This window comes from Sphingomonas sp. Leaf208 (assembly GCF_001421415.1).
GTDB lineage: Bacteria > Pseudomonadota > Alphaproteobacteria > Sphingomonadales > Sphingomonadaceae > Sphingomonas.
Map to the genome: position 1 here is coordinate 377,598 of NZ_LMKH01000035.1, position 24,546 is coordinate 402,143.

Annotated in this window: 28 protein-coding genes; 23 read left to right on the forward strand and 5 right to left on the reverse strand. The window is 66.5% G+C overall.

Features of this window, described 5'->3' with window-relative positions:
• The first annotated feature begins 136 nt into the window (after positions 1–136).
• The 9 genes from ASE69_RS16665 to ASE69_RS16705 all read left to right on the forward strand — a co-directional run bounded on the left by ASE69_RS16665 (position 137) and on the right by ASE69_RS16705 (position 7,592).
• Positions 137–847 carry a CoA transferase subunit A gene (locus ASE69_RS16665; RefSeq protein ID WP_056489089.1) on the forward strand — a complete coding sequence of 237 codons (711 nt, stop codon included), beginning with the start codon at positions 137–139 and terminating at the stop codon, positions 845–847.
• Positions 848–918: 71 nt separating this feature from the next.
• The gene (locus ASE69_RS16670) at positions 919–1,803 is read left to right on the forward strand and encodes a 5'-nucleotidase, lipoprotein e(P4) family (protein WP_056489091.1); all 885 of its coding nucleotides are present in this window, start codon (positions 919–921) and stop codon (positions 1,801–1,803) included.
• Positions 1,803–2,111 (forward strand): DUF5076 domain-containing protein, encoded by a 309-nt coding sequence (locus ASE69_RS16675; protein WP_056489092.1) that lies wholly within the window; start codon positions 1,803–1,805, stop codon positions 2,109–2,111. The genes ASE69_RS16670 and ASE69_RS16675 overlap by 1 nt, the downstream gene beginning before the upstream one ends.
• Positions 2,111–2,746 (forward strand): 3-oxoacid CoA-transferase subunit B, encoded by a 636-nt coding sequence (locus tag ASE69_RS16680; protein ID WP_056489094.1) that lies wholly within the window; start codon positions 2,111–2,113, stop codon positions 2,744–2,746. The genes ASE69_RS16675 and ASE69_RS16680 overlap by 1 nt, the downstream gene beginning before the upstream one ends.
• On the forward strand, positions 2,746–3,429 hold the full coding sequence (locus ASE69_RS16685) for a glutathione S-transferase family protein (RefSeq protein ID WP_056489096.1): 684 nt from the start codon (positions 2,746–2,748) through the stop codon (positions 3,427–3,429). Before ASE69_RS16680 ends, ASE69_RS16685 begins: the two co-directional genes overlap by 1 nt.
• The gene (locus tag ASE69_RS16690) at positions 3,396–4,310 is read left to right on the forward strand and encodes an alpha/beta hydrolase (RefSeq protein WP_235518902.1); all 915 of its coding nucleotides are present in this window, start codon (positions 3,396–3,398) and stop codon (positions 4,308–4,310) included. The genes ASE69_RS16685 and ASE69_RS16690 overlap by 34 nt, the downstream gene beginning before the upstream one ends.
• 157 nt (positions 4,311–4,467) lie before the next feature.
• Positions 4,468–5,904: a 3-isopropylmalate dehydratase large subunit gene (leuC, locus tag ASE69_RS16695; protein ID WP_414883300.1), complete on the forward strand. Its 1,437-nt coding sequence runs from the start codon at positions 4,468–4,470 to the stop codon at positions 5,902–5,904.
• 97 nt (positions 5,905–6,001) lie between these two features.
• A complete protein-coding gene (gene leuD, locus ASE69_RS16700; protein WP_056489099.1) occupies positions 6,002–6,631 on the forward strand; it encodes a 3-isopropylmalate dehydratase small subunit in 630 nt (209 codons plus the stop codon).
• Positions 6,594–7,592, forward strand: a complete 999-nt coding sequence (locus ASE69_RS16705) for an NADPH:quinone oxidoreductase family protein (protein ID WP_200924189.1) — start codon at positions 6,594–6,596, stop codon at positions 7,590–7,592. Before leuD ends, ASE69_RS16705 begins: the two co-directional genes overlap by 38 nt.
• Positions 7,593–7,615: 23 nt before the next feature.
• Here the strand turns inward: ASE69_RS16705 and ASE69_RS22210 are convergent, their stop codons facing one another.
• On the reverse strand, positions 7,616–7,759 hold the full coding sequence (locus ASE69_RS22210; RefSeq protein ID WP_156362377.1) for a hypothetical protein: 144 nt from the start codon (positions 7,757–7,759) through the stop codon (positions 7,616–7,618).
• 159 nt (positions 7,760–7,918) lie between these two features.
• Between ASE69_RS22210 and ASE69_RS16710 the strand changes: the two genes are divergently transcribed.
• The 6 genes from ASE69_RS16710 to nadA all read left to right on the forward strand — a co-directional run bounded on the left by ASE69_RS16710 (position 7,919) and on the right by nadA (position 11,622).
• Positions 7,919–8,242, forward strand: a complete 324-nt coding sequence (locus ASE69_RS16710) for a DUF1476 domain-containing protein (RefSeq protein WP_056489104.1) — start codon at positions 7,919–7,921, stop codon at positions 8,240–8,242.
• Between the two features lies 1 nt (position 8,243).
• Positions 8,244–8,474: a BolA/IbaG family iron-sulfur metabolism protein gene (locus tag ASE69_RS16715; RefSeq protein WP_056489106.1), complete on the forward strand. Its 231-nt coding sequence runs from the start codon at positions 8,244–8,246 to the stop codon at positions 8,472–8,474.
• Positions 8,475–8,485: 11 nt separating this feature from the next.
• The gene (gene grxD, locus ASE69_RS16720) at positions 8,486–8,809 is read left to right on the forward strand and encodes a Grx4 family monothiol glutaredoxin (protein WP_056057434.1); all 324 of its coding nucleotides are present in this window, start codon (positions 8,486–8,488) and stop codon (positions 8,807–8,809) included.
• A gap of 249 nt (positions 8,810–9,058) precedes the next feature.
• Positions 9,059–9,916, forward strand: a complete 858-nt coding sequence (locus tag ASE69_RS16725) for an MBL fold metallo-hydrolase (protein WP_056489108.1) — start codon at positions 9,059–9,061, stop codon at positions 9,914–9,916.
• Complete coding sequence (locus tag ASE69_RS16730; protein ID WP_056489110.1) at positions 9,898–10,623, forward strand: DUF4230 domain-containing protein; 726 nt, start codon at positions 9,898–9,900, stop codon at positions 10,621–10,623. Before ASE69_RS16725 ends, ASE69_RS16730 begins: the two co-directional genes overlap by 19 nt.
• Positions 10,624–10,638: 15 nt before the next feature.
• The gene (gene nadA, locus ASE69_RS16735) at positions 10,639–11,622 is read left to right on the forward strand and encodes a quinolinate synthase NadA (protein ID WP_056489112.1); all 984 of its coding nucleotides are present in this window, start codon (positions 10,639–10,641) and stop codon (positions 11,620–11,622) included.
• A gap of 85 nt (positions 11,623–11,707) precedes the next feature.
• Here the strand turns inward: nadA and ASE69_RS22215 are convergent, their stop codons facing one another.
• Positions 11,708–11,860 carry a hypothetical protein gene (locus ASE69_RS22215; RefSeq protein ID WP_156348710.1) on the reverse strand — a complete coding sequence of 51 codons (153 nt, stop codon included), beginning with the start codon at positions 11,858–11,860 and terminating at the stop codon, positions 11,708–11,710.
• 165 nt (positions 11,861–12,025) lie between these two features.
• Between ASE69_RS22215 and nadC the strand changes: the two genes are divergently transcribed.
• From nadC to ASE69_RS16750, 3 genes are read left to right on the forward strand one after another with little or no spacing between them, the layout of a single operon-like run.
• The gene (gene nadC / locus ASE69_RS16740; RefSeq protein WP_056489114.1) at positions 12,026–12,877 is read left to right on the forward strand and encodes a carboxylating nicotinate-nucleotide diphosphorylase; all 852 of its coding nucleotides are present in this window, start codon (positions 12,026–12,028) and stop codon (positions 12,875–12,877) included.
• Between the two features lie 52 nt (positions 12,878–12,929).
• Complete coding sequence (locus tag ASE69_RS16745) at positions 12,930–13,388, forward strand: hypothetical protein (protein ID WP_056489116.1); 459 nt, start codon at positions 12,930–12,932, stop codon at positions 13,386–13,388.
• Positions 13,385–14,098, forward strand: a complete 714-nt coding sequence (locus ASE69_RS16750; protein WP_056489119.1) for a ribonuclease T2 family protein — start codon at positions 13,385–13,387, stop codon at positions 14,096–14,098. Before ASE69_RS16745 ends, ASE69_RS16750 begins: the two co-directional genes overlap by 4 nt.
• Positions 14,099–14,315: 217 nt before the next feature.
• Here the strand turns inward: ASE69_RS16750 and ASE69_RS16755 are convergent, their stop codons facing one another.
• Positions 14,316–14,513 carry a hypothetical protein gene (locus ASE69_RS16755; RefSeq protein ID WP_056489478.1) on the reverse strand — a complete coding sequence of 66 codons (198 nt, stop codon included), beginning with the start codon at positions 14,511–14,513 and terminating at the stop codon, positions 14,316–14,318.
• Between the two features lie 132 nt (positions 14,514–14,645).
• On the opposite strand from ASE69_RS16755, the gene ASE69_RS16760 reads away from it, so the two are divergent.
• From ASE69_RS16760 to ASE69_RS16770, 3 genes are read left to right on the forward strand one after another with little or no spacing between them, the layout of a single operon-like run.
• Positions 14,646–16,640: an autotransporter assembly complex protein TamA gene (locus ASE69_RS16760; protein WP_082453186.1), complete on the forward strand. Its 1,995-nt coding sequence runs from the start codon at positions 14,646–14,648 to the stop codon at positions 16,638–16,640.
• Positions 16,637–20,782, forward strand: coding sequence for a translocation/assembly module TamB domain-containing protein (locus ASE69_RS16765; protein WP_082453187.1), 4,146 nt, complete (start codon positions 16,637–16,639; stop codon positions 20,780–20,782). The genes ASE69_RS16760 and ASE69_RS16765 overlap by 4 nt, the downstream gene beginning before the upstream one ends.
• A 38-nt stretch (positions 20,783–20,820) precedes the next feature.
• Positions 20,821–21,822, forward strand: coding sequence for a glycoside hydrolase family 3 N-terminal domain-containing protein (locus ASE69_RS16770; RefSeq protein WP_056489121.1), 1,002 nt, complete (start codon positions 20,821–20,823; stop codon positions 21,820–21,822).
• Between the two features lie 302 nt (positions 21,823–22,124).
• Here the strand turns inward: ASE69_RS16770 and map are convergent, their stop codons facing one another.
• Positions 22,125–22,898, reverse strand: a complete 774-nt coding sequence (gene map / locus ASE69_RS16775; protein WP_056489124.1) for a type I methionyl aminopeptidase — start codon at positions 22,896–22,898, stop codon at positions 22,125–22,127.
• A 1-nt stretch (position 22,899) separates the two neighbouring features.
• Entirely contained in the window at positions 22,900–23,106 is a 207-nt protein-coding gene (locus tag ASE69_RS16780) for a ParD-like family protein (RefSeq protein ID WP_056055789.1), read from the reverse strand.
• Between the two features lie 106 nt (positions 23,107–23,212).
• On the opposite strand from ASE69_RS16780, the gene ASE69_RS16785 reads away from it, so the two are divergent.
• Together ASE69_RS16785 and scpB are read left to right on the forward strand one after the other, a co-directional pair.
• On the forward strand, positions 23,213–23,935 hold the full coding sequence (locus ASE69_RS16785; protein ID WP_056489126.1) for a segregation and condensation protein A: 723 nt from the start codon (positions 23,213–23,215) through the stop codon (positions 23,933–23,935).
• On the forward strand, positions 23,932–24,534 hold the full coding sequence (gene scpB / locus ASE69_RS16790; RefSeq protein ID WP_056489128.1) for an SMC-Scp complex subunit ScpB: 603 nt from the start codon (positions 23,932–23,934) through the stop codon (positions 24,532–24,534). Before ASE69_RS16785 ends, scpB begins: the two co-directional genes overlap by 4 nt.
• Positions 24,535–24,546 lie beyond the last annotated feature (12 nt).

Consider the following 24,546-nt stretch of genomic DNA (forward strand, 5'->3'; position numbering starts at 1 on the left):
CCATATGACCGCGAGACCTTGAGGATATGGATCCCCGCCTCCGCGGGGATGACGGAGAGATGCGGCGCCTCGCTCGACGTACGTTGCCGACCGACCGCCAGCGCCTTATGCGAGGCCAAAGACCTGAGGAGGATGCATGGCGAACAAGCGCTACACCGATGCGGCAACGGCACTCGAAGGCCTGCTGTTCGACGGCATGACGATCTGTGCGGGCGGATTCGGGCTGTGCGGCATCCCCGAGCGGCTGATCGACGCGATCGAGGCGTCTGGGGTGAAGGACCTGACGATCGCCAGCAACAATGCCGGGATCGACGGACAGGGCCTCGGCAAGCTGCTTCGCTCGCGCCAGGTCAAGAAGATGATCTCGTCCTATGTCGGCGAGAACAAGGAATTCGAGCGGCAATATCTCAGCGGCGAACTCGAGGTCGAGTTTTGCCCGCAGGGCACGCTCGCCGAACGCTGCCGGGCAGGGGGGGCGGGCATCCCCGGCTTCTACACCAAGACCGGCGTTGGCACGCAGGTCGCCGAGGGCAAGGAGACGAAGGTGTTCGACGGCCAGGAATACATCCTCGAACGCGGCATCCGCGCCGATCTCGCGATCATCAAGGGCTGGAAGGCGGACGAAAGCGGCAATTTGATCTTCCGCAAGACCGCGCGCAACTTCAACCAGCCGATGGCAACGGCGGGGAAGATCTGCGTCGCCGAGGTCGAGGAGATCGTCCCCGTCGGCAGCCTCGATCCCGATACGATCCACCTGCCGGGCATCTACGTGAAGCGGATGATCGTCGGTGCGCCCTACGACAAGCAGATCGAATTCCGCACCGTCCGCGAGCGGGTTTCCGCGTGAAGCAAGGCCTGATGGTTGATCGCAAACGCTCCCGGTTCTCCTGCGAACGCAGGAGCCCAGGGTCGCGAGCGTTGCGGGCGGTATCCTGGGCCCCTGCGTTCGCAGGGGCACTCGCGCTGCAGGGGTGCGTAAGTGTCTCCGCGCCGACGTCGATCGCAGCGACGCCGACTGTCTCCGCACCCGTCACCGTCGACGGCGTACCCGCCGGCATGCAGTATCTCTACGCCTCGGGCGAAGCCGCGGCGGTCAGCATCCAGGCCTGGAACGCGCTCGTCGGCTACGTCCGTACGCAACGCACGCCAACCTCCGTCGTGCTTGCTCAAGGCGCATCGCTAGCCGCCCCCGCCTGGACCTCCTGCGGCACCAAGCCAAAAGCCGCCGTGTTCGACGTCGACGAGACCGTCCTCCTCAACCTCGGCTTCGAATACGACGCATCTTCCGGCCAAGCATGGTCCGACCCCCGCTGGCAGGACTGGGAGCGCACCGGCGCCAAGCAGGTCGCGCCCGTCCCCGGCGCGCTCGCCGCGCTCACCCAGCTCCGCGCGATGGGCATCACGGTAATCTTCAACACCAACCGTTCCGCCGCCAACGCCGCGCAGACTGAGGCCACGATCGAAGCCGCCGGCCTAGGCCCCGCGCGCCACGGCGAGACGCTGTTCCTCGCCGGCGACGACGCGATGGGCTCGAAGAAGGACGGCCGCCGCGCGACGATCGCTGCGAAATACTGCGTCGTCGCGATGGGCGGCGACCAGCTCGGCGACTTCAGCGACCTGTTCAACGCCGGCCAGACCCCCGCCGCGCGCCGCGCCGCGGTCCAGTCGCCCGCGATCGCGGCCAGATGGGGGGCAGGGTGGTTCGTCCTCCCCAACCCCGTCTACGGCACCGCGCTGAAGGGCAGCCGCGACGAGGTATTCCCGCCAGCAGTCCGCTGGGCCCCGACTGGAGGCGTACGCTAATGGCCGACCACCCCAACGCGATCGCACTCGACAAGGGCGCGCAACTCACCAACGAATCGGTCGAGGTCGCGCGGATCTGGATCACCAACGGCGCCGGCAGCAACGTGCTGATCGACGCGGGCATCCTCGAGGATCCGACCGTGTTCGGCTACCTTCTCGCCGACACGATCCGCCACGCCGCGCGCGCCTATGCGGGCACCTGGGGCCTCGACGAGGATGCCGCGTTGCAGGCGATCGTCGACGGCGTCGGTACCGAACTCCGCGAACAATTCACGACCATCACCACCATCCAGGAAGGAATGCACTGATGCCCTGGGACCGTAACCAGATGGCCGCGCGCGCCGCTAAGGAACTGAAGGACGGGTACTACGTCAATCTCGGCATCGGCATCCCGACGCTGGTCGCGAACAACATCCCCGATGGCATGACCGTCACGCTCCAGTCGGAGAACGGCATGCTCGGGATCGGCCCGTTCCCCTATGCGGGCGAGGAGGACGCCGACCTGATCAACGCCGGCAAGCAGACGATCAGCGAACTCCCCTCTTCGGTCTATTTCAGCTCGTCGGACAGCTTCGCGATGATCCGCGGCGGCCATATCGACCTGACGGTGCTCGGCGCGATGGAGGTCAGCGAAGGCGGCGACATCGCCAACTGGATGATCCCCGGCAAGATGATCAAGGGCATGGGCGGCGCGATGGACCTCGTCGCGGGCGTCAAGCAGATCATCGTCGTGATGGATCACACCGCCAAGGACGGAAGCCCCAAGTTCATCCCGTCCTGCACGCTGCCGCTGACCGGCAAGAACGTCGTCGACATGATCGTCACGGATCTCGCCGTGTTCCAGCGCGCGGATCACGACAGCCCGTTCAAGCTCGTCGAAATGGCGCCGGGCGTAACCGCGGACGAGATCGCCGCGAAGACCACCGCGCGCTACACCGCCTGATGGGCTACACCCTCGTCACCGCGAACCGCAATTACTCGAGCTGGTCGCTGCGCCCCTGGGCCTTGATGAAGGCGCTCGGCATCGACTTCGAGGACCGGATCGAGCCGTTCCTGGCGCCCGTCAATTACGAGGCGTTCCGCGCCTTCTCGCCGACCGGGCAAGTGCCGGTGCTGATCGACGGCACGCGAACCGTGTGGGATTCGCTCGGCATCGTCCTCTACCTCGCCGACCGTCACGACGGCGTCTGGCCGGTCGATGCCGAGGCACGCGCGTGGGCGATCTGCGCGACCGCCGAAATGCATGGCGGGTTCTCCGCGCTCCGCAACGAGCGGACGATGAACGTTGGCGTTCGCGTCGACGCCGCCCCCGGCAGCGCTGCGCTCGACCGCGATGTCGCGCGGATCGCCGAACTGTGGAGCGAGGGACTCGATCGGTTCGGTGGCCCCTGGCTCGGCGGCGCCGATTTCACCGCGGTTGACGCCTTCTATACGCCGGTCGCGTTCCGCGTGCGGACCTACGGGATCGACGTCGGTCCGAAAGGTCTTGCTTGGGTCGGGCGGATCATCGCGCACCCGGCGATGAGCGAATGGGAAGCGACCGCGCTCGCCGAGACATGGCGCGAGGAAAGCCACGAGGCCGACCTCGCGACATGCGGGTCGATCACCGCGGACCTCCGCCGCTGATGCGCCGCGCCGCGATCGTCATAGCGCTGATCGTGATCCTGATCGCAGGCGCGGCGTTCACTGCGGGACCGGGTACCCTCAGCGTCCTGGACGGCATCATGGGCGGCGGACGCGGCACCGCCCGTATCCGCGAAGGCGTCCCGTTCGGCACGCACGGCCAGAAGCTCGACGTCTGGCGCCCGTCCGGCGGCGCCAAGACCGGCCTGCCGGTGCTGATCTTCTGGTACGGCGGCGGCTGGGTCCACGGCTCACGTGGCGCCTATGCGTTCGCCGCCCGCGCCTATGCGAAGGCGGGTTACGTCGTCGTCATGCCCGACTACCGCAAAGTCCCCGACGTTCGCTTCCCCGCCTTCCTCCAGGACGGCGCCGAAGCGGTGAAATGGACCCGCAACCACATCGCAGAGGCCGGCGGCGATCCGAACCGGATCGCGGTCGCGGGGCATTCCGCCGGCGCCTACACCGTCGCGATGCTGACGCTCGACGAGCGCTGGCTGAAGGCGGAAGGCGTCGACCCGCACGTCATCAAGGCCGCGGTCGGCCTGTGCGGCCCCTACGACTTCTACCCCTTCACCGCCAAGCGCGCGATCGACGCGATGCAGGGGGCGGCGGACCCGGTGATGACCCAGCCGATCCACTTCGCGCGGCCGGACGCACCGCCGATGCTGCTGATTACGGCGGGTGACGACACGCAGGTCAAGCCGCACAACGCGATCAACCTTACCGCGCGACTAAAGGCGCTTGGGGCGCCGGTGACGCATATCGACTATCCCGGCCTCAGCCACGAGAACGTCGCGATGGCACTCTCGAAACCGTTCCGCGGGAAGGCGCCGGTGGTGGTCGACAGCGTCGCGTTTCTCAATGCGGCGATGCCCGCGCGGTAACCGCCCGTGTGTCCCCGCGAAGGCGGGGACCCAGTCTGGGCACCCGCCTTCGCGGGTGGACAATCTTTCCGCAGGCCCTCCACGCGCACGGTTCAGCGACCGAAAATTACATACAACCTTGGCGCAGCACCCCTTTTCGGTTAACGCGCGCTCCATCATGGCCACTCCGCAAACGCTGTACGAAAAGATCTGGGCGGCGCACGTCGTCGAACGCCGCGACGACGGCACCTGCCTGATCTATATCGACCGCCACCTCGTCCACGAAGTCACCAGCCCGCAGGCGTTCGAAGGTCTCCGCGTGGCAGGCCGCAAGGTCCGCCGCCCCGATCTGACGCTCGCCGTCCCCGATCACAACCTCCCGACCACCGCGCGGAAAGACGCCGCCGGCCGCGTCCTGCCGATCGCCGACCCCGAAAGCGCGCAACAGCTCGACGCGCTCCGCCGCAACACGTCCGAGTTCGGCATCGACTATATCGACGCGACCGCCGCCGAGCAGGGCATCGTCCACGTCGTCGGCCCCGAACAGGGTTTCACGCTGCCCGGCACCACGCTGGTCTGCGGCGACAGTCACACCTCGGCACACGGTGCGCTCGGCGCTTTGGCGTTCGGGATCGGCACCAGCGAAGTCGAGCACGTTCTCGCCACGCAGACGTTGCTGTTGTCGCAGGCCAAGACGATGGAAGTCCGCGTCGACGGCGAACTCGGCTTCGGCGTTAGCCCGAAGGACGTCATCCTCGCGATCATCGGCAAGATCGGCGCCGCGGGTGGCACCGGCCATGTCATCGAGTTCACCGGCAGCGTGATCCGCAACATGTCGATCGAAGGTCGCCTGACGATCGCCAACATGTCGATCGAGGCGGGCGCGCGCGCCGGCCTAATCGCGCCCGACGACACCACCTTCGCGTATCTGAAGGGCCGCCCCATGGCCCCGACCGGCGAGAACTGGGACAAGGCCGTGACATGGTGGCGCAGCCTCGCGACCGAACCCGGCGCGCGCTACGACAAGACCGTCACGCTCGACGCCGCCGATATCGCCCCCGGCCTCACCTGGGGCACCAGCCCCGAGGACGTCGTGCCGATCACCGGATTCGTCCCCGAACCGTCGAGCTTTGCGGATCCCGCCAAGCAGGCCGCCGCGCAGAAATCGCTCGATTACATGGGCCTCACCGCCGGCACGGCGATGCGCGACGTACCGATCCAGCACGTCTTCATCGGCAGCTGCACCAACAGCCGTATCGAAGACCTGCGCGCCGCCGCAGCGATCGCCGACGGTCGCCATGTCGCCACCGGTGTCCGCGCGCTCGTCGTCCCCGGCTCGGGCCTCGTCAAGCGTCAGGCCGAAGCCGAGGGGCTCGACCGTATCTTCATCACCGCGGGCTTCGAATGGCGCGAGCCGGGCTGTTCGATGTGCCTCGCGATGAACCCGGACAAAGTCCCTGCGGGGGAGCGTTGCGCTTCCACGTCGAACCGTAATTTCGTCGGCAGACAGGGTCCCGGAGCGCGCACGCATCTGGTATCACCCGCGATGGCGGCGGCGGCGGCGGTGACCGGTAAGCTGAGCGACGTCAGAGAGTTGATGGGGGAAAAAGCATGAAGAAGGTTTTCGTATTGCTGGCGGCTGGGGCAATGCTCAGCGGCGTCGCGGCCTATGTCGCATCGGCGCGTGTCGTTCCGGAGCGTACGGAACAGCGATGACCCCCGTCACGACCGTCTCGGGCCGCGCATATCCGTGGGGCGCGAAAAACATCGACACCGACGTCATCATCCCGGCACACTGGCTGAAGACGATCACGCGCACGGGCCTCGGTCGCGGTGCGTTCGAGACGGTCCGCGCGCAACCCGGCAACATCTTCGACGACCCGCGCTATGCCGGGTCGCCGATCCTCATTGCCGGCGACAATTTCGGCTGCGGCTCCAGTCGCGAGCATGCCGCGTGGGCGCTCGCCGACATGGGTATCACCGCAGTGATCGCACCGAGCTTCTCCGACATCTTTTCGGGCAACGCATTCAAGAACGGCATCGTCCCCGTCGTCCTCCCGCAGGAGGCGATCGACCGCCTGCTGGAGGTCGCCAAAGACCAGACCGTCACCGTCGATCTCGAGACGATGACGGTCACCACCCCGTTCCAGGACCGCTTCACCTTCGAACTCGACGCATTCCGTCGCCAGTGCCTCATGGAAGGGCTGGACGAAGTCGGCCTGACGCTGGCAAGGGATACCCAGATTTCGAAATTCGAGGAGGCGGTCGCATCGAATCGCCCCTGGACGACGGTGGAGAGCGGGTATGCGAGCATTGGTGTCGAAGGCAGTCGGCGGACCTGAAACTCTGGAAATGGTCGAGCTGCCCGATCTGGTAGCCGGCCCCGGACAGGTCGTCGTCGCAGTCAAGGCCTGCGCGATCAACTTCCCCGACGTCCTGATCATCGAGGACAAATACCAGTTCAAGCCACAGCGCCCGTTCGCACCGGGCGGCGAGATCGCCGGAACGATCGATTCGATCGGCGAAGGCGTCACCGGCTGGGCAGTCGGCGACCGCGTGATCGCGATGCTCGGTCACGGCGGCCTCTGCGAGAAGGTGATCGCCGACCCCGCCAAGCTCTACCGCCTCCCCGAAGGCCGCAGCTTCGCCGAGGGCGCCTCGCTGATCCTCACCTACGGCACGACGATCCACGCACTGCTCGACCGCGGCCACATCAAGGCGGGGCAGACCTTGCTTGTACTCGGGGCGGCCGGCGGGGTAGGGCTCGCCGCGATCGAACTCGGCAAGGCGTTCGGCGCGAAGGTCGTCGCCGCGGTCTCGTCCGAGGAAAAGGCCGCTGCCGCCAAGTCAGCCGGTGCGGACGAAACGCTGATCTATGCCCGCGCCCCGTTCGACAGGGACCAATCGAAGGCGCTCGCCGAGCAGTTCAAGGCCGCGGTCGGTCGTGACGGCGCGCACGTCGTCTACGATCCAGTCGGCGGCGATTATGCCGAGCCCGCGCTCCGATCCATCGCGTGGGAGGGCAAGTATCTCGTCGTCGGTTTCCCCGCCGGCATCCCGAAACTGCCGCTCAACCTGACGCTGCTCAAAAGCTGCGACGTGTGCGGCGTATTCTGGGGGGCGTTCGCGGCGCGTGATCCGAAGGCGAACCAGGCGCATATCGAAACGCTGTTCGATTTGTGGGAAGCCGGGAAGATCGCGCCGCGCGTGACGGAAACATTTGCTTTCGAGGACGGCGGCAAGGCCATCGCGAAGATGGCGGCTCGCGGTGCTATCGGGAAACTCGTCGTAGAGGTCGGCTGAGTACAGCTGCCTCTACAGGGGGGTCAAAACACGTTGTACGCAACGGTGGCGATCGCGCCCCACATCGCTATCGACGCAAAAATTCCGTAGGCAAGCCCGTGCACGACCGGCGGTGTAGCGCGCGTCTTGGCCACGGAAACGGATGTCGGCTGGGATAGCGTCGTCATATCACTCTCCTATCCGTGCACTGTGTCACGTGATCGACTTATATATCGTTACAACCAGACCATAGTTCCAGTAGTTTTTGTACGTTTTCGTCGATTGTTGCGCGGGGGCGTTGTGCGACCTATCTCGGGGCCCACGACGAGACTGAACGGGGACCCGCAATGACCACTTTCGACGACCGCGAACGCGCCAGCGAGGCGAATTTCGCGCGCGAGGAAGAGATGGCCTTCCGGATAACGGCCCGCCGAAATCGCCTGCTTGGTGGCTGGGCCGCGCAGGAAATGCAGCTGACCCCTGAAGAGACGGACGCCTATGCGACCGCGCTTGTTCATGCCGACATGGAAGGCGGTGGCGACGACGACGTCGTGCGGAAACTGGTCGGCGACCTGACCGCCGCGGGGCTCGACCATGACGAAGCTACCGTCCGCCGCGCGCTGGCGCAGCAGATGATCGAGGCACGTCGCCAATTGCTAGAGTCGCATTGATATGCCGATGGCTGCCAACGATATCGAAGCGATGATCAAGGACGCGATCCCCGATGCCCAGGTCGAGATCACCGATCTCGCGGGTGACGGCGATCATTATGCTGCCAAGGTCACCGCCGCCAGCTTTGCCGGGATGAGCCGGGTGAAGCAGCACCAGGCCGTCTATGCCGCGCTCGGCGGTCGGATGGGCGGCGTCCTGCACGCACTACAGCTTACGACCGCAATCTCCTGAGGACCGAAGACATGACCGACGATTCCAACGCCCGCATCGACGCCTTGGTAAAAGCCAGCCCGGTAGTTTTGTTCATGAAGGGCAGCCCGTTGTTCCCGCAGTGCGGCTTTTCCAGCCGCGCGATCGCGATCCTCAACCACCTCGAGGTCGAGTTCGAGAGCGTCGACGTGTTGCAGGATCAGGGCATCCGGCAGGGTATCAAGAGCTATTCGGATTGGCCGACGATCCCGCAGCTTTACGTCGATGGCGAATTCGTCGGCGGCTCGGACATCATGATGGAGATGTACGAGAGCGGCGAGCTGGCGCAGTTGTTCGAGACGCAGAAGGCCAACTGATCGAGGCACCGGGTGGGTGGATCGACGCGAGACCGGAAGGAAAAGCGGTCGATCCACCCTGTGAACGCGATCGCGTTCGGTGACGGGACGACATCTGCACTGTCTGTGCCAGAACCCGTCGTTCGCTGTTTTGGCGACGTTCGATAGTTAACTCAGGTTTGGCCTGACGTCGGCCTGTAAGAGTTTCCGACAGCTCTCCGCGACTAACGAGGTCTTGCCATCGCCGCGCCGAGCCGCCATTTCGCATCCATGGCTGAGCATCCGACCGGTATCCCGATCCAGCTCGAGCCGCTCGTCGTTCGTGTGCTCGCGCCCAACGCTTCCCCCTATACCTATACGGGTACGCAGACGCACATCGTCGGTATGACCGATCTTGCCGTGATCGATCCAGGCCCCGACGATTCCGGGCACATCGAGGCGCTGCGGCGCGCGATCGATAGCCGCCCGGTCAAGGCGATCGTCGTCACGCATCACCACCGCGACCATAGCCCCGCCACGCGTTCGCTCCAGTCGCTCACCGGCGCCCCGATCGTAGGCGCTGCACCGTTCGACCTCGCCGACATGGGCGCGCGAGCAGACGCGTCGTTCGATGCCGCCTACGAACCCGACCGCGTTCTTTCGGAGGGTGATACCGTCACCGGCACAGGCTGGACGCTGGAGGCGATCGCGACGCCTGGCCACACCTCGAACCATCTGGCCTTCGCGCTGCCCGAGATGAAGGCGTTGTTTTCCGGCGATCACGTCATGGGCTGGTCGACGACGATCGTCTCGCCGCCCGACGGCAATATGACCGCGTACATGGCTAGCCTCGAAAAGCTGATGGGGCGCGACGACCGCATCTATTATCCCGGCCACGGCGAGGCGATCGACAAGCCGCAACGGCTCGTCCGCGGCATGCTCGGCCACCGCAAGCAACGCGAGGGCCAGATCCTTCGCCTGCTTGGCAAGAGCGCGTTGGCGATCCCGGCGATGGTCGAGCGCATGTATGTCGGTCTCGGCGCGCAACTCGTGCCCGCCGCCGAACGATCGGTGCTGGCGCATCTGTACGACCTGCAAGCCCGCGGACTGGTTATCGAGGAAGGCGAGACATGGCGAACGACAGCGTGACCGAACCCGTACGTAAGAGCGGCGTGGCCCCGTTCCTGGCAAAGGCCGTCGGAATCGTCTTGATCCTTGTCCTCGCAGGGCTGCTCGTGCTCTGGGGTGTGCAGCGCTACGTCAGCGACCGGCTCACGCCCGATCCGACGACGATCGCCAGCGCCAGCCTCGAAGGACTGCGCGAGCAGAACCGGCTCTCCGCGTTCGCCGCGCGCTACGTCGCGGTCGTCACCTCGAAGCAGTCGCAGCTCGGCTTCACGACGGAGAAGACGCTGATCATGCCCGGCATGGTCCGGTACGAAGTCGACATGGCCAAGCTCACCCAGTCGGACGTCGCGTGGGATGGCACTTCGAAGATGCTGTCCGTGCGCCTTCCCGCCGTTGAGGCCGATGGCCCGCAGGTCGATCTCAACGCGGTGCGCGAATATGGTTCGGGCGGCGTGCTGACCACGTTCACCGATGCCGAAAAGCGCCTTGACGCCGCCAACCGCCGTGCCGGCCAGATCGAGCTGATCCGCCAAGCGCGCGAGCCCGCGATGATTAAGCTCGCCCGCGACGCGACGCGCCGTGCGGTCGAACGCAGTTTCGCCATGCCGCTGCGGGCTGCCGGGATCGACGCGACCGTCGCGGTGCGCTTCGCCGACGAGCCGGTCGCGAATACCGAACGCTGGGACACCTCGCGCTCGCTGCAGGACGTGCTAGGGAATGCACGTTAAACTCGGGATACGACCATGGAATTGAACCAGAACTTCGCCGGCATCGACATCCGCGCCGAGATCGAGCGCCTCCGCAAGGAGAAGAACGCCGTCATCCTCGCGCATTATTATCAGAAGCCCGAGCTTCAGGATCTCGCCGATTTCGTCGGCGACAGCCTCGACCTGTCGCGCAAGGCGGCCGCGACCGATGCCGACGTGATCGCGTTCTGTGGCGTGCGGTTCATGGCCGAGACCGCCAAGATCCTGTCGCCCGACAAGATCGTCGTGCTCCCAGACATGGACGCCGGGTGTAGCCTCGAGGACAGCTGCCCGCCCGAGCAGTTCGCCGCCTTCCGCGCGAAGCATCCCGATCACATCGCGCTGACCTACATCAACTGCTCGACCGAGGTGAAGGCACTCTCGGACATTATCGTCACCTCGTCGTCGGCGGACACGATCCTCGCGCAGATCCCGCCCGAGCAGAAGATCATCTTCGGCCCCGACCGTAACCTGGGCGGTTACCTCGCGCGGAAGACCGGCCGCGACATGCTGCTGTGGCCGGGCGTGTGCATCGTCCACGAGGCGTTCAGCGAGACCGAGCTGATGAAGCTGAAGGCGCAGCATCCCGGTGCGCCCGTCGTGGCGCATCCCGAGTGCCCGCCGATCATTCTCGACCACGCGGATTATGTCGGCTCGACGCGCGGCATTCTCGATTATGCGCTCGCGATGCCCGGCGACACGCTGATCGTCGCGACCGAGCCACACATTATCCATCAGATGGAAAAGGCGCTGCCGAACAAGCGTTTCATCGGCGCGCCGGGCGCCGACGGGAACTGCAACTGCAACATCTGTCCGTACATGGCGCTCAACACGCTCGAAAAGCTGTACGTTGCGCTACGCGATCTGGCGCCGCGGATCGAGATCAAGGAGGGGCTCCGGCTCCAGGCGAAGAAGAGCCTCGACCGCATGCTGTCGATGGCATCGAATAGCGTGGGGAAGGGTGATCTCGGGCCGAAGTGACGGCCCGTTTCAATTGGCCGCCGCTCGGGCTGGATTACTCTAGCCCGGCGCGGTCACATCAGGAATAGTTCAGATCAGGGCGCGCTCAGAGCGCCGGGACGTCGACATCGCTCAACTGGGCGAGCGCCTGGTCGATATGGATGGCAGCAAGCGGCAGCTGCAGCGTGTCGGCCAGCGTAAGGGCTTCGTCCAGCAGGGCATGCAGGCGTGCGGTATCGGCCATCGTGGTGGTGGGCATAAGAATATCCTCGGTAGTGATCGGCAAACCCTCGACGTCTCGAATGGTTCCTATGCCGGAAAATAATTCGATGAGTCGAATGAACCGTGAAGTCACTGTTCCGACCGTCTCTTTTTTGGCACCGCGCGCCGAGCATATTTTCGACCAACAATCCGGAGACGACAGGTGAAGACAGCATTGCCCGAGTCGTTCGATATCGACGCCTTCGTCGCGGCGACGCTGGCCGAGGATCTCGGTACGATCGGCGACATAACGTCCGCCGCAGTCATCCCCGCAGACGCGCGGTTCACCGGCGTCATGGACAGCCGCGATCCGATCGTCGTCGCTGGCCTCGATCTTGCCGAAGCCTTCTTCCGTGCGCTGGACCCGGATGTGCGGATCGAACGCCTCGTCCGCGATGGGCAGCAGGTGACGGCCGGCACCGAACTCATGCGGCTCGAAGGGGCAGGGCGCGCGATGCTGACGGCAGAGCGATCCGCGCTCAACACCGTCCAGCATCTGTCGGGAATCGCGACGATGACACGCGCGTATGTCGACGTGATCGAGGGAACGGGCGCGATCCTGCTCGACACGCGCAAGACGATCCCGGGCCTACGCGTGCTGGAGAAATACGCGACCCGGATGGGTGGTGCGCAGAACCACCGCATGGGGCTTTGGGATGCGGCGATGATCAAGGACAATCACGTCGCGGTTGCCGGTGGCGTTGGCGAGGCGGTCCGGCGCGCCAAGGCCGCGGGAATCGCGCAGATCATCGTCGAGGTCGACCGCATCGACCAGATCAAGCCGGCGCTGGAGGCTGGAGCGACCCACCTGCTGCTCGACAATATGTCGCCAGCGATGTTGCGCGAAGCGGTGGCGCTCGTTGCCGGTCGTGTCCCCACCGAGGCATCGGGCGGTGTCAACCTCGACACCATCCGCGCGATTGCTGAATCTGGCGTGACCTACGTGTCGGTCGGCCGCTTGACGCAGTCGGCGCCCGCAGCAGATATAGGGCTGGACTTCGCGACCGTCGAATAGCTCCGCCAGATCCGGTGCGGGCCTTCGGCTGGCCAGGTCAGGGAGTAGGACCATGATCAGGCCGGTTGCCATCGTTCGCTACGAGCGCCTCTATTGGGCGGCGTTCATACTGGATACGGTCGTTGCAGCGATGACCTGGACGCAGCGCGAGGCGATCGTCACCGCCTACCCAGTACTCGCCAAGGCGACGTGGATATTGCCGACGTTCCAGGCGATCGGGATCGCGGTGACGGTGCTGCTCTGGTATTTCACCGCCCGCGCGCCGAGCGTCGTCGCGAAATGGGTGGTCGTGATCCTCGCCGCCTTGTCGACCTGGGCCGCCGTCCAGGCGCTTGCGACGCTCGCGACGGGTAGCGCGATTGTCGGCGCGGCATCGATCCTCTCGCTCATCGCAGAAGCACTCTACGTCGCCGCCGCCGTCCACCTCTTCCGGCCCGGCAGCAAAGCCTGGTTCGGTCAGGACGACGACGCCGATTTCGACACGGATACCGACAGAGGGAACGTCGCATGATCTCCAGGCTGACCCTCGCCGCCGTCGCGATCGCGTTGCCGAGCGTCGTGCAGGCGCAGGCTTATCAATGCTCGACTCCCACGTCCGTCGAGCGCGTCCGCCCGGACTTGCCGTCGGAGAGCCAGCCGAAGCGCGATATCCCGATCGGCAGCTACACGCTCGCGATCACCTGGGCGCCGCAATATTGCCGAGAGAATGGTGATCGCACCGGGTCGACCTTCCAGTGCGGCGCGGGGAACCGGTTCGGCTTTACGCTGCACGGCCTGTGGCCGGACGGGGTCGGCAAGGACTGGCCGCAATATTGTCATGACGCCGAGTTCGTGCCGCCTCCGGTGATCCGCGCGCATCTCTGCACGACGCCGTCTGCGCAGTTGCTCCAGCACGAATGGGCCAAGCACGGTACCTGCATGCCCGGCTATCGTCCGGCGAAGTATTTCAACCAGTCGGCCGGGCTGTACGGCAAGCTCAGCTATCCGGACATGAACGCGTTGTCGCGAGCACCGCTGACGGCGGGCCGGTTCGCGACGGCGATGGCGGGCGTGAACCCCGGCCTGAAGGCTGACATGATGCGGGTTACCGCGACGAAGCAGGGCTGGCTCGACGAGGTCTGGATCTGCCTGGACCGTCGCTTCCGCTACCGCCGCTGCCCCGTGCATCAGGGCGGACTGAACCCGAGCGCACCGCTTCAGATCTGGCGCGGTAGTCGATAAGCGGTAGGTGGTCGCTAAATAAGCATGGTACGGGGCCCCACGCCACATCCCGTTCGTGCTGAGTAGAGACCGAGTAGCTCCGCAAGGAGCGTATCGAGGGCGCGTATCGAAGCATGGGTTCCGCGCGCCAACTGTCCTTCGATACGCCGTCTCGATACGCTCCGTTGGAGCTACTCGACGGCTACTCGGGACGAACGGAAATGAGGCGCGATGCCCTCTACCGCCGGTCCCTCAACCAAACCAGCACCGCCGCCAGCACGCCAACGCCCGTCCCAACCAGAAACCCCGGCGTCGCCTGCCCGATCGCAAACCCCACCCCCGCACCGCCCAGCATCCCCAGCGCGACGAGGAACCCGCCCGCAGCGCTCGGGTCCTTGTGGGGGGGGAGGGTGTCGCGGGAAGTCGGTTCGGCCATCGCCATATCCTGCCACGCGCAGCCATGGGATGCCAGCCACACGCCACATCCGATCCGCCGCCCAGACGAAACGTGGCGGAAATACGGCGTTAGATACTGTTCCGCAACGACAAGCCCGGCTAGGAGCCGGACATGGTGTTCCGCGTCGGGCGAGCCGGGCCGGCCGCCGCCTTTTTCGTTCTGACGACAGCGGGTGCCCTACCTTGCGCGGGCATACGTGCCGCAGGCGCACAAACCGCGCCCGTGCCGACCCAGACGCAGGCAAGCCCGACCGCCGACACGCCGATGTCGCTCGACCCCAATTCACCGCTTGCTGCGTTACCAGATATCGGCGTCGCCTGGCCCGATCTCGCCACGTCGCCGATGGACCCGGCCGCCACGGTCGCCGCGGTCGATGCCAATACTGAAAGCCGCTACGCTTGGCGGATCGACGGCATCGACGGGATCAACGACGCGCTGCTGCGACAGCGGTTCGCACAACTTTCGACGCTCGACGCGAACGACCACCAGGCCGCCAACGCCGCGCAACTCGATCGACGCGCGCGCGAGGATGCCGATCTGCTCAACAGCCTGCTTCGCGCTGAGGGCTATTACGACTCCAGCGTCGTCACGCGCGTCGAGCCGGGCGCGAAACCAATGGTCGTGCTGTCCGCCACCCCCGGCACGCTCTACAAATTCAAGGGCGTGACGATCGACGGCATCGCTGCGGCGGGCGACAAGGCACCGGGCCTGACGACTGCGTTCGGGATCAAGCCCGAAGACCCGGTCAATTCCGATGCGATCGTCGCGGGGCAGGCCAAGCTGACGACGCAAATCGGCCGCGAAGGCTTTCCGTTCGCCAAGGTCGGCGATCCGGCGATCGTCGTCGACCACGCCACCCGCACCGCGACGCTCGACCTGTCCGTTCAACCCGGCGGCGCGCGCAAGTTCGGGCAAGTCGTCGCACTCCCCGGCAATCGCGTGTTCGGCGCGGACCATGTCGCAGAGATCGCGCGCTTCTCGCCCGGCGACCTATATGACGCCGCCAAACTCGACGACCTCCGCCGCGCGCTGATCCAGACCAGCCTCGTGTCCGCGGTCGACCTGAAGCCGGTGCAGGGCGCGACGCCCGATACCGTCGACATCGCCGTCAAGCTCGATCGCGCGCCGCCGCATACCATTGCGGGCGAACTCGGCTACGGCACCGGCGAAGGCGCGCGCGCGGAACTCAGTTGGACGCACCGCAACCTGTTCCCGCCCGAAGGCGCGCTGACACTGCGCGGCGTGTTGGGAACGCAGGAACAGCTCGGCTCGGTCGTCTTCCGCCGCAATAATTTCAAGGCGCGCGACCGGGTGCTGACACTCCAGGCGTCCGCGGCGCATACCAATCGAAACGCGTATGACGCGAAGACCTACTCGCTAGCCGGCACGCTGGAGCGCCAGACCAACATCTTCTTCCAGAAGACCTGGACATGGTCCGTGGGCGCCGAACTGCTCGCTTCGGACGAGCAGGACGTGATCCTCTCGACCGGCGCTCCACGGCGCCGCACCTTCTTCATCGGCGCACTGCCGACCAGTCTCAATTACGACGGCTCGGACGATCTGCTCAACCCGACCAAGGGCTTCCGTCTCGGCGGCCGGATCAGCCCCGAAGTGTCGCTGCAGGGCTCGGTATTCGGTTATGCCCGCACCCAGTTCGACGGTAGCGTGTATCAACCATTCGGCGACCGGGTGGTCCTCGCCGCGCGCACCCGGCTCGGCACGATAGTCGGCGCCCCGCGCGACCAGGTCGCGCCATCACGGCGTTTCTACGCCGGCGGCGGCGCGTCGGTGCGCGGTTACGGCTATCAGTCGATCGGCCCGCGCGACCCCAACAACGACCCGATCGGCGGCCGCAGCCTGACCGAATTCTCGATCGAGGCCCGCGTCCGCGTCCTCGGCAGCTTCGGGATCGTGCCGTTCCTCGACGCGGGCAATATCTACACCTCGCCGCTGCCGAAATTCACCGGGCTGCAATACGGCACCGGGATCGGCGTGCGCTATTATTCGAACTTCGGCCCGATTCGCCTCGACGTCGGCACCCCGATCAACCCACAGCCCGGCGACAGCCGCATCGCCGTTTACGTCTCGCTGGGGCAGGCGTTTTGAGCGAAGACGTCATCCTCCCAAAGCGCCGAATCGCCTGGTGGCGATGGATCGTCAGCGCGGTTATCGCGCTGCTCGCGATCGTCGGCGCCGCGTTGCTGATCGTCGACACCGACATCGGCCATCGTTTCGTCGCGGACCGGATCGCGGCGATCAAGACCGCCAACGGCCTGCGCTTTACCGTCGGTCGGATCGACGGCTCGCTGTATGGCGACACCCGCCTGACCGATCTCCGCGTGTACGATCTTGAGGGTCTCGTCTTCCAGGCGCCCAACGTCACGCTCGACTGGTCGCCGTTCGATTGGTTCTCGAAACGCCTCGAGATACGCCGCCTGATCGTCGATCGCGCGATCCTGACGCACACCCCGCGCACGCGCCCGTCGAAGACGCGTGGCCCGATCCTGCCCGACTTCGACATCCATATCGGCAAGCTCTCGGTCGGCCGCCTCACGCTCGCGAAACGCGTGCTCGGGACCGAGCGGATCGGGACGCTCGAAGGCCGCGCGGACATTCGCTCCGGCCGAGCGCTGGTAGACCTTGAGGCACGCGTCGCCGGCAGCGACGACCTGAAGCTCCGGATCGACGCCGAGCCCGCCCGCGACCGCTTCGACCTCGACGTCGCCGCGAAGGGGGCCGCGGGCGGCGTGCTCGCGCGGATGGTGAAGGCGAAGGGCCCGGTCGCGCTCGCGGTCACCGGCGACGGCAGCTGGGCGAAGTGGAACGGCCGCGCGAACGGCATCGTCGGCACGACGCGCGTCGTCGATCTTGCGCTCGCGCAGGTCGCAGGCCGCTACACCCTTTCGGGCACGCTCGCGCCGTCGTCGCTGCTGAAGGGCCGGCTGCAAAAGCTGACCGCGCCGCGCATCCTCGTCAACGGCAGCGCCGGGTTCGCCAACCGCCGCCTCGACGGCCAGCTCTCGCTGCGCACGCCCGCGCTCGCGGTCGACACGACCGGCATCATCGATCTCGCCGCCAACGCCTACCGCGACGTGCGGATCAAGGCACGACTGCTCCGGCCCCCCGCGCTGTTCGCCAACATGACCGGCAACATGGTCGAGTTGCGCGCGATCCTCGACGGCCCGTTCGCTACCGCGGCGTTCGACTATCGCCTCGACGCCAGCCGCTTCGCGTTCGACCAGACCGGGTTCGAGAACGCCCACGCCGCTGGCAAGGGCCGCCTGTCCGCGGCACCCGTAGCGGTCCCCATCCGCTTCACCGCCGCGCGCGTGACTGGCGTTGGCACTGTCGCGGGCGGGATTCTGCGCAACCTGTCGGTCGACGGCCTGCTCCGCGTGACGCCGACGCTGCTCACCGGCGACGCGCTCAAGCTCCGGTCGGACAAGCTCACCGGCAGCATCAATCTCGCGGTCGACCTCCGCAACGGCCAGTTCGAGGTCGGCATCAACGGCGGGCTCGGGCGCTATCTGATCCCCGGCCTCGGCATCGTCGACGTCAAGTCGACCCTGCGTGTCGTCCCCGGCCCGAACCGCAAGGGCACGCGGGTGATCGGCCAGGGCAGCGCGCAGATGGTGCGGCTCGACAACGCGTTCTTCCGCAGCCTCGCAGGGGGACTGCCGCGGATCACTACCAACCTCGAACGCACCACCGACGGCGTGCTGCACTTCACCAACCTAGTCCTCACCGCGCCGCAAATCCGGCTGACCGGCAACGGCTATCGTCGGCGCGACGGCACCTTCCATTTCGAGGGCGGCGGGCGCCAGCAGACTTACGGCCCGGTGACGCTGAAACTCGACGGCCAGATCGAGAAGCCGACTCTCGACCTCGTCTTCGCCAGCCCGAACGCGTCACTCGGGCTGTCGAACGTCCGCGCGCATCTCGATCCGACGCCGCAGGGTTTCGCGTTCACCGCGGTGGGCGGATCGCGGCTCGGGCCGTTCACCACCAATGGCGCGATCCTGTTGCCGCCCGGCGCCGATGCGACGATCGCCATCGCCGCGCTGAACGTCGCGGGCACCAAGGCGACCGGGAACATCGCGGTCGTCGATGGCGGGTTCAACGGTGCGCTCGCGGTTGCCGGCGGTGGCATCTCCGGCGAACTCCTGTTCCGCCCGGTCGGCCAGATTCAAGGCGTCGAAGGCCATCTCGCCGCAAAGGCCGCGACGCTCGACGGTATCGCGCTCCGCCAGGGCAAGCTCGATTTCGTCACGCTGCTCGATCCCGCCGGAACCTCGATCGAGGCGACCGCGACCGGCCTCGGCCTGCGTCGCGGCACGTTCAGCCTCGCCCGGTTCAATGGTTCCGCGTCGCTGCGCGGCGGCGTCGGCACGATCAAGACATCGATCGCCGGCTCCCGCGGCCGCGCGTTCGATATCCAGAGCGTTACGCAGGTGACCGCCAACAGCTACGCGATCACCGCGCAAGGCACGCTCGACGGCCGCCCGCTTAAACTGCTCACGCCGGCGGTTTTGACCCAGGAACAAGATGGCTGGCATCTGGCGCCGACCAAGCTCAGCTTCTCGGGCGGCGAGGCCCAGGTCGGCGGCCGCTTCACTGCCGCCAGCACCGCGATCGACGCCAGCCTGACGCGCATGCCGCTCGCGATCCTCGACATCGCCTATCCCGGGCTCGGTCTCAGCGGCAGCGCCTCGGGAAGCTTCACGATCGCGACCGCCAATGGTGCGGCCCCGACCGGCAAGGCGAACGTGACGATCCGCGGGCTCAGCCGCGCCGGTCTCGTCCTCTCGTCGCGGCCGATCGACGTCGGCGTCGCGGCGGTGCTCTCCCCCGACAAGCTCGGCCTGCGCGCGGTGATCGCGTCGGCTGGCAAGACCATCGGCCGCGCCCAGGCCCAGCTTGCGCCGCTGGGGCAGGGGGATTTGGCCTCCCGAATCAGCAACGCCCGCCTGTTCGGACAACTCCGCTACAGTGGCCCGGCCGACACGCTCTGGCGCCTCACGGGAGTCGAACTGTTCGACCTCTCCGGCCCGGTCGCGATCGGTGCGGACGTCGTCGGCACGCTCGCCAACCCGACCCTGCGCGGCGTCGTCCAGGCGAACGGCGCGCGGATCGAAAGCGCGACCACCGGCACCGTTCTCACCAACGTACAGGCGACAGGCCGGTTCGGCGGTTCGCGGCTCGTGATCGACCGGTTCGGTGCGGACGCGGGCAAGGGCGGACGCGTCACCGGCACCGGTCAGTTCGAATTCGCCGCCGCCGCCGGGATCGGCCTCGACCTCGCATTGCAGGCCGACAAGGCGGTGATGATCAACCGCGACGACATCGGCGCGACCGTCTCCGGGCCGCTGACGTTCAAGTCGAACGGCTCGGGCGGCACGATCGCCGGCGACGTCATACTCGACAAGAGCCGCTACCGCCTCGGCCAGGCCACCGCCGCCAGCGCCGTGCCGCAGCTCAACATCCGCGAGATCAACCTGCCCGACGGCGGCGAGGAAGTCGCGACCCCGACCAAGCCCTGGACGCTGGCGATCAAGGCGCGCGCGCCGAACCAGGTGATGGTCAGCGGCCTCGGCCTCACCAGCGAATGGTCCGCCAACCTCCAGATCGCCGGCCAACCCGAGAACCCGGCGATCACCGGCCGCGCGACGCTGATCCGCGGCGACTACGAGTTTGCCGGGCGGCAGTTCGAGTTGGCACGCGGCGTGATCCGCTTCGACGGGCAGGTGCCCGCGAATCCTGCTTTGGATATCGAGGCGAACGCGGACTCGACGGGCCTGAGCGCATCGATCCGCGTTACCGGCTACGCGCTCAAACCCGAGATCGGCTTCACCAGCACGCCAGCGCTGCCCGAGGACGAGCTCCTCTCGCGGCTGTTGTTCGGCACCTCGATCACCAACCTGTCCGCGCCCGAAGCTCTCCAGCTTGCGGCGGCGGTCGCGGCATTGCAGGGCGGTGGCAGCGGCCTCAACCCGATCAACGCGGTGCGCCGGGCCGCCGGGCTCGATCGCCTCCGCATCCTCCCCGCCGATCCGCAGACCGGGCAGGGCACCTCGATCGCCGCCGGCAAATACGTCACCCGGCGGCTGTATGCGGAGATCGTTACCGACGGTCAGGGCTATTCGGCGACGCAGGTCGAGTTCCAGGTCACCCGCTGGCTGTCGCTGCTGTCAAGCATCTCTACGCTCGGCCGCCAGAGCGCCAACGTCCGCGTGTCGAAGGATTATTGAAGGATGATCCTTCCGCGGTGCTGGGATAAAGACGAAACATGAAGCCCGTCATCTTCGGCCTGTCCGGCCCCGTCCTCACCCCCGCCGAGCGCGCGTTCTTCGCCGAGTGCGAGCCCGCCGGGTACATCCTGTTCAAGCGCAACATCGTCGACCGTACCCAAGTCCGTGCGCTGACGGACTCGCTCCGCGCGCTGGCCGGACGCGACGACCTCGCGATCCTGATCGACCAGGAGGGTGGCCGCGTCGCGCGAATGGGACCGCCCGAATGGCCCGCATTCCCCGTCGGCCCGGTATTCGATGCAGCCTATGAACGCGCACCGATGACCGCGATCCAGGCGGCACGCGCCAATGCGCAGGCCCTCGGCGTCATGCTCAGCGAGGTCGGCATCACCGTGGACTGCCTGCCGCTGCTCGACGTGTCGCAGCCGGACACAACCGAAGCCGTCGCTTCGCGGACGTTCGGCTCCGACCCGATGCGCGTCGCAGCGCTCGGCCGCGCGACGCTCGAAGGGCTGGCGGAAGGCGGCGTGGTCGGTGTCGTCAAGCACATGCCCGGCCACGGCCGCGCGCGAGTGGACACGCACCATCATCTGCCGACCGTTACCGCCACCGATGCCGAACTCGAGATCGACATCGAACCGTTCCGCACGCTCAACCAAGCGCCGATGGGCATGACCTCGCACATCGTCTTCGACGCGTGGGATGCCGACCGCCCCGCGACGCTGTCGCCGATCGTGATCGACGAGATTATCCGTCGACGGATTGGCTTCGACGGCCTGCTGATGACCGACGACATCGACATGAAGGCGCTGTCGGGGACCGCCGGCGACAAGGCGGCGGGCGCGATCGCGGCGGGGTGCGACCTGGTGCTCGATTGCTGGGCGCGGATGGACGAGATGGTCGAGATCGCCGGGCGGCTTGGCGAAATCTCGGAAGCGTCGCGCGCGAGGCTCGATCGGGCGACGGCGTCGGTCGGGCCGGGCAAAGGCGAGTTTGCAGAACTGATCGCAAAGCGCGATGCGTTGCTGGCGCGGGCCTGACTCTAGCCCATCATCATCCCCCCCCCCCCCCCGGTCGCAGTAACGAAGCGTAACGGTAGTCAGTACCGTTCCCCAACTGGGCCCCGGCCTTCGCCGGGGTGGTGTTGGTGGAGGGGCCCCGTTCGTCCTGAGTAGCTGCTGAGCTTGTCGAAGCGGCGTTTCGAAGGACAGGTTGGCGCTCGGAACCTGTGCTTCGATACGCGCCTTCGATACGGCTCTGGCGAGCCTACTCAGTCGCTACTCAGCACGAACGGTTAAGGGGCGGGAGGAATACGGTTGAGCGAAACGCGATCCCCCCGCAATCACCCCAACCCCCGAGCCCGCTCATCCCCTCGCAACGTCAGCACTTCGACCCCGCCGCGTGTCACCGCCACCGTATGCTCGAACTGCGCCGAAAGCTTGCCGTCGTCGGTGACCACCGTCCACCCGTCGTCCTCGGTCGACACCTTGCGCGTCCCCTGGTTGATCATCGGCTCGATCGTGAACACCATCCCCTCGCGCAGCGTCATGCCCGTCCCCGCGCGCCCGAAATTGAGCACCTGCGGCTCCTCGTGCATCTCTCGACCGATGCCGTGCCCGCAATAGTCGCGCACCACCGCATAGCCGTGCTTCTTCGCGTGCCGCTCGATCGCGAAGCCGATATCGCCGAGCTGCGCGCCCGCCCGGACCTGCCGGATGCCCTGCCACATCGCCTCCTGCGCGATCCGCACGAGGCGCTTCGCGGCAGGCGGAACGGTACCCACCATATACGTCTTGCTCGAATCGGCGATGAAGCCGTTCTTCTCCAGCGTGATGTCCAAATTGACGACATCGCCGTCGTGGATGACGTCGCGCGGGTTCGGCACGCCGTGGCAGACGACATGGTTGATCGAGCTGTTCAGGACATATTCGAAGCCATATTGCCCCTTGCTCGCAGGCCGGGCGGCGAGGTCGTCGGTGATGAAGCGGTCGACCATGTCGTTGACCTGCAACGTCGACAGCCCCGCCAGATCCCGCTCGTCGAGCATCTCGAACACCGACGCCAGCAACGCACCCGACACGCGCATCAGCGCCAGTTCGGCCGGCGTCTTCACCATCTCAGGCTGCCGTCTTGTCGGCGACGCGGACCGAGGCCGCGGCGAGTTGCGCGGTGACGATATCGTTGAACGACAGCGTCGGGTTGGCCTCGGCGAGCATGCCGATCTTCATCCAGAACTCCGCCTGCGCATTGATCGACCGGCACAACACCTGACTCGCCCGCCGTGCATCCTCGTGCAGCGCGTCGTCTATCTTCACGATACCCATGCAAGCCTCACATTCACCTTGACCATATAAAACGTGTACGGTTCATATGGTCGAACGTCAAACTTCGAGGGTGGATGCCCGGCGACGTGCGCTGTAGCGTCCGGCGATGGACGATGCGCAACTGACCCTGGATCTCTACGGATGGGAGGGCCCGCTCGATCTGCTGCTGTCACTCGCGCGCGGGCAGAAGGTCGATCTGCGAAAAATCTCGATCCTAGCGCTGGTCGAGCAGTACCTTGCCTATGTCGACTCCGCCCGCGCGCTGAAGCTTGAACTCGCCGCCGACTATCTCGTGATGGCGGCATGGCTGGCGTATCTGAAGTCGGCGCTGCTCCTGCCGCGCGATCCACTCGCCGAGCCCGACCCGGAGGAACTCGCGCTGCGGCTCCAACTGAGGCTCGAACGCCTGAGCGCGATGCGCGAGGCCGGTGCGCGGCTGATGGCGCGCGATCGCACCGGGCGAGACGTGTTCCTGCGCGGCGCGCCCGAGGGACTGCGAACGGTGCGCAAGGCCGCATGGCAGGCCGAGATCTTCGACCTGATCGCCGCGTACGGCCGCATTTCCGCGCGGACGCGGCCGGTCATGCACGTCGTCGCCGACCGCGAGGTGATGACGCTGGAGGCGGCGCTGGAGCGCGTATCGATGCTGGTTGGCGAGCGGATTGACTGGAGCGTGATCGAAAGCTTCCTCCCCGAAGCGGGCGAGCGTCTCCGGCGGTCGGCGCTCGCGTCCAGCTTCGTCGCAGCACTAGAACTAGCACGGCAGGGGAAGATCGAACTGCGCCAGGCGTCACCCTTCGCGCCGCTGTATCTGAGAGCCCGCGCGTGACCCCGCCCAACGACTTCACGCGCGCCGTCGAGGCGGTGCTGTTCGCAGCCGAGATCCCGCTGACGATCGACGCGATTCGCGCGCATGTCGGCACCGGCGACGTCCGCGCCGCGCTCGATCAGCTGACGGCTGACTATGCCGGCCGAGGCATCGCGATCGTCCGGCGCGGCGAGCGCTGGCAGTTCCAGACCGCGCCCGACATGGCGCACATGCTCCGCCGCGACCGCGAAGAACCGCGCAAGCTTAGTCGCGCTGGGATCGAGACGCTGGCGATCATCGCCTACCACGAACCCGTCACCCGCGCGGAAATCGAGGCGGTTCGCGGGGTGCAAATCTCGAAGGGGACGCTCGACGTCCTGATGGAAGCGGGCTGGGTGAAGCCCTCTGGACGACGCGAAGTGCCGGGACGCCCGCTGATGTTCGCGACCACGCCTGCATTCCTCGTCCATTTCGGCCTCCAGAGCCGCCGCGACCTGCCCGGAATCGACGATCTGCGTGCCGCCGGGCTGCTCGATCCGGTCGATCTCGCCTTCGATCGCCTCGAAGATAGCGAAGATGACAGCGGAGATGGCGAGGTGGCTGGCAAACCGGCAGGATGAGGCTTAGATAGG

Excerpts from the sequence above, each read along its gene's own strand:
- ASE69_RS16665 (WP_056489089.1), top strand. The coding sequence starts at position 137 with ATGGCGAACAAGCGCTACACCGATGCGGCAACGGCACTCGAAGGCCTG.
- ASE69_RS16675 (WP_056489092.1), top strand. The coding sequence starts at position 1,803 with ATGGCCGACCACCCCAACGCGATCGCACTCGACAAGGGCGCGCAACTC.
- ASE69_RS16680 (WP_056489094.1), top strand. The coding sequence starts at position 2,111 with ATGCCCTGGGACCGTAACCAGATGGCCGCGCGCGCCGCTAAGGAACTG.
- ASE69_RS16685 (WP_056489096.1), top strand. The coding sequence starts at position 2,746 with ATGGGCTACACCCTCGTCACCGCGAACCGCAATTACTCGAGCTGGTCG.
- ASE69_RS16690 (WP_235518902.1), top strand. The coding sequence starts at position 3,396 with ATGCGGGTCGATCACCGCGGACCTCCGCCGCTGATGCGCCGCGCCGCG.
- leuC (WP_414883300.1), top strand. The coding sequence starts at position 4,468 with ATGGCCACTCCGCAAACGCTGTACGAAAAGATCTGGGCGGCGCACGTC.
- leuD (WP_056489099.1), top strand. The coding sequence starts at position 6,002 with ATGACCCCCGTCACGACCGTCTCGGGCCGCGCATATCCGTGGGGCGCG.
- ASE69_RS16705 (WP_200924189.1), top strand. The coding sequence starts at position 6,594 with ATGCGAGCATTGGTGTCGAAGGCAGTCGGCGGACCTGAAACTCTGGAA.
- ASE69_RS22210 (WP_156362377.1), bottom strand. The coding sequence starts at position 7,759 with ATGACGACGCTATCCCAGCCGACATCCGTTTCCGTGGCCAAGACGCGC.
- ASE69_RS16710 (WP_056489104.1), top strand. The coding sequence starts at position 7,919 with ATGACCACTTTCGACGACCGCGAACGCGCCAGCGAGGCGAATTTCGCG.
- ASE69_RS16715 (WP_056489106.1), top strand. The coding sequence starts at position 8,244 with ATGCCGATGGCTGCCAACGATATCGAAGCGATGATCAAGGACGCGATC.
- grxD (WP_056057434.1), top strand. The coding sequence starts at position 8,486 with ATGACCGACGATTCCAACGCCCGCATCGACGCCTTGGTAAAAGCCAGC.
- ASE69_RS16725 (WP_056489108.1), top strand. The coding sequence starts at position 9,059 with ATGGCTGAGCATCCGACCGGTATCCCGATCCAGCTCGAGCCGCTCGTC.
- ASE69_RS16730 (WP_056489110.1), top strand. The coding sequence starts at position 9,898 with ATGGCGAACGACAGCGTGACCGAACCCGTACGTAAGAGCGGCGTGGCC.
- nadA (WP_056489112.1), top strand. The coding sequence starts at position 10,639 with ATGGAATTGAACCAGAACTTCGCCGGCATCGACATCCGCGCCGAGATC.
- ASE69_RS22215 (WP_156348710.1), bottom strand. The coding sequence starts at position 11,860 with ATGCCCACCACCACGATGGCCGATACCGCACGCCTGCATGCCCTGCTG.
- ASE69_RS16745 (WP_056489116.1), top strand. The coding sequence starts at position 12,930 with ATGATCAGGCCGGTTGCCATCGTTCGCTACGAGCGCCTCTATTGGGCG.
- ASE69_RS16750 (WP_056489119.1), top strand. The coding sequence starts at position 13,385 with ATGATCTCCAGGCTGACCCTCGCCGCCGTCGCGATCGCGTTGCCGAGC.
- ASE69_RS16755 (WP_056489478.1), bottom strand. The coding sequence starts at position 14,513 with ATGGCCGAACCGACTTCCCGCGACACCCTCCCCCCCCACAAGGACCCG.
- ASE69_RS16760 (WP_082453186.1), top strand. The coding sequence starts at position 14,646 with ATGGTGTTCCGCGTCGGGCGAGCCGGGCCGGCCGCCGCCTTTTTCGTT.
- ASE69_RS16770 (WP_056489121.1), top strand. The coding sequence starts at position 20,821 with ATGAAGCCCGTCATCTTCGGCCTGTCCGGCCCCGTCCTCACCCCCGCC.
- map (WP_056489124.1), bottom strand. The coding sequence starts at position 22,898 with ATGGTGAAGACGCCGGCCGAACTGGCGCTGATGCGCGTGTCGGGTGCG.
- ASE69_RS16780 (WP_056055789.1), bottom strand. The coding sequence starts at position 23,106 with ATGGGTATCGTGAAGATAGACGACGCGCTGCACGAGGATGCACGGCGG.
- ASE69_RS16785 (WP_056489126.1), top strand. The coding sequence starts at position 23,213 with ATGGACGATGCGCAACTGACCCTGGATCTCTACGGATGGGAGGGCCCG.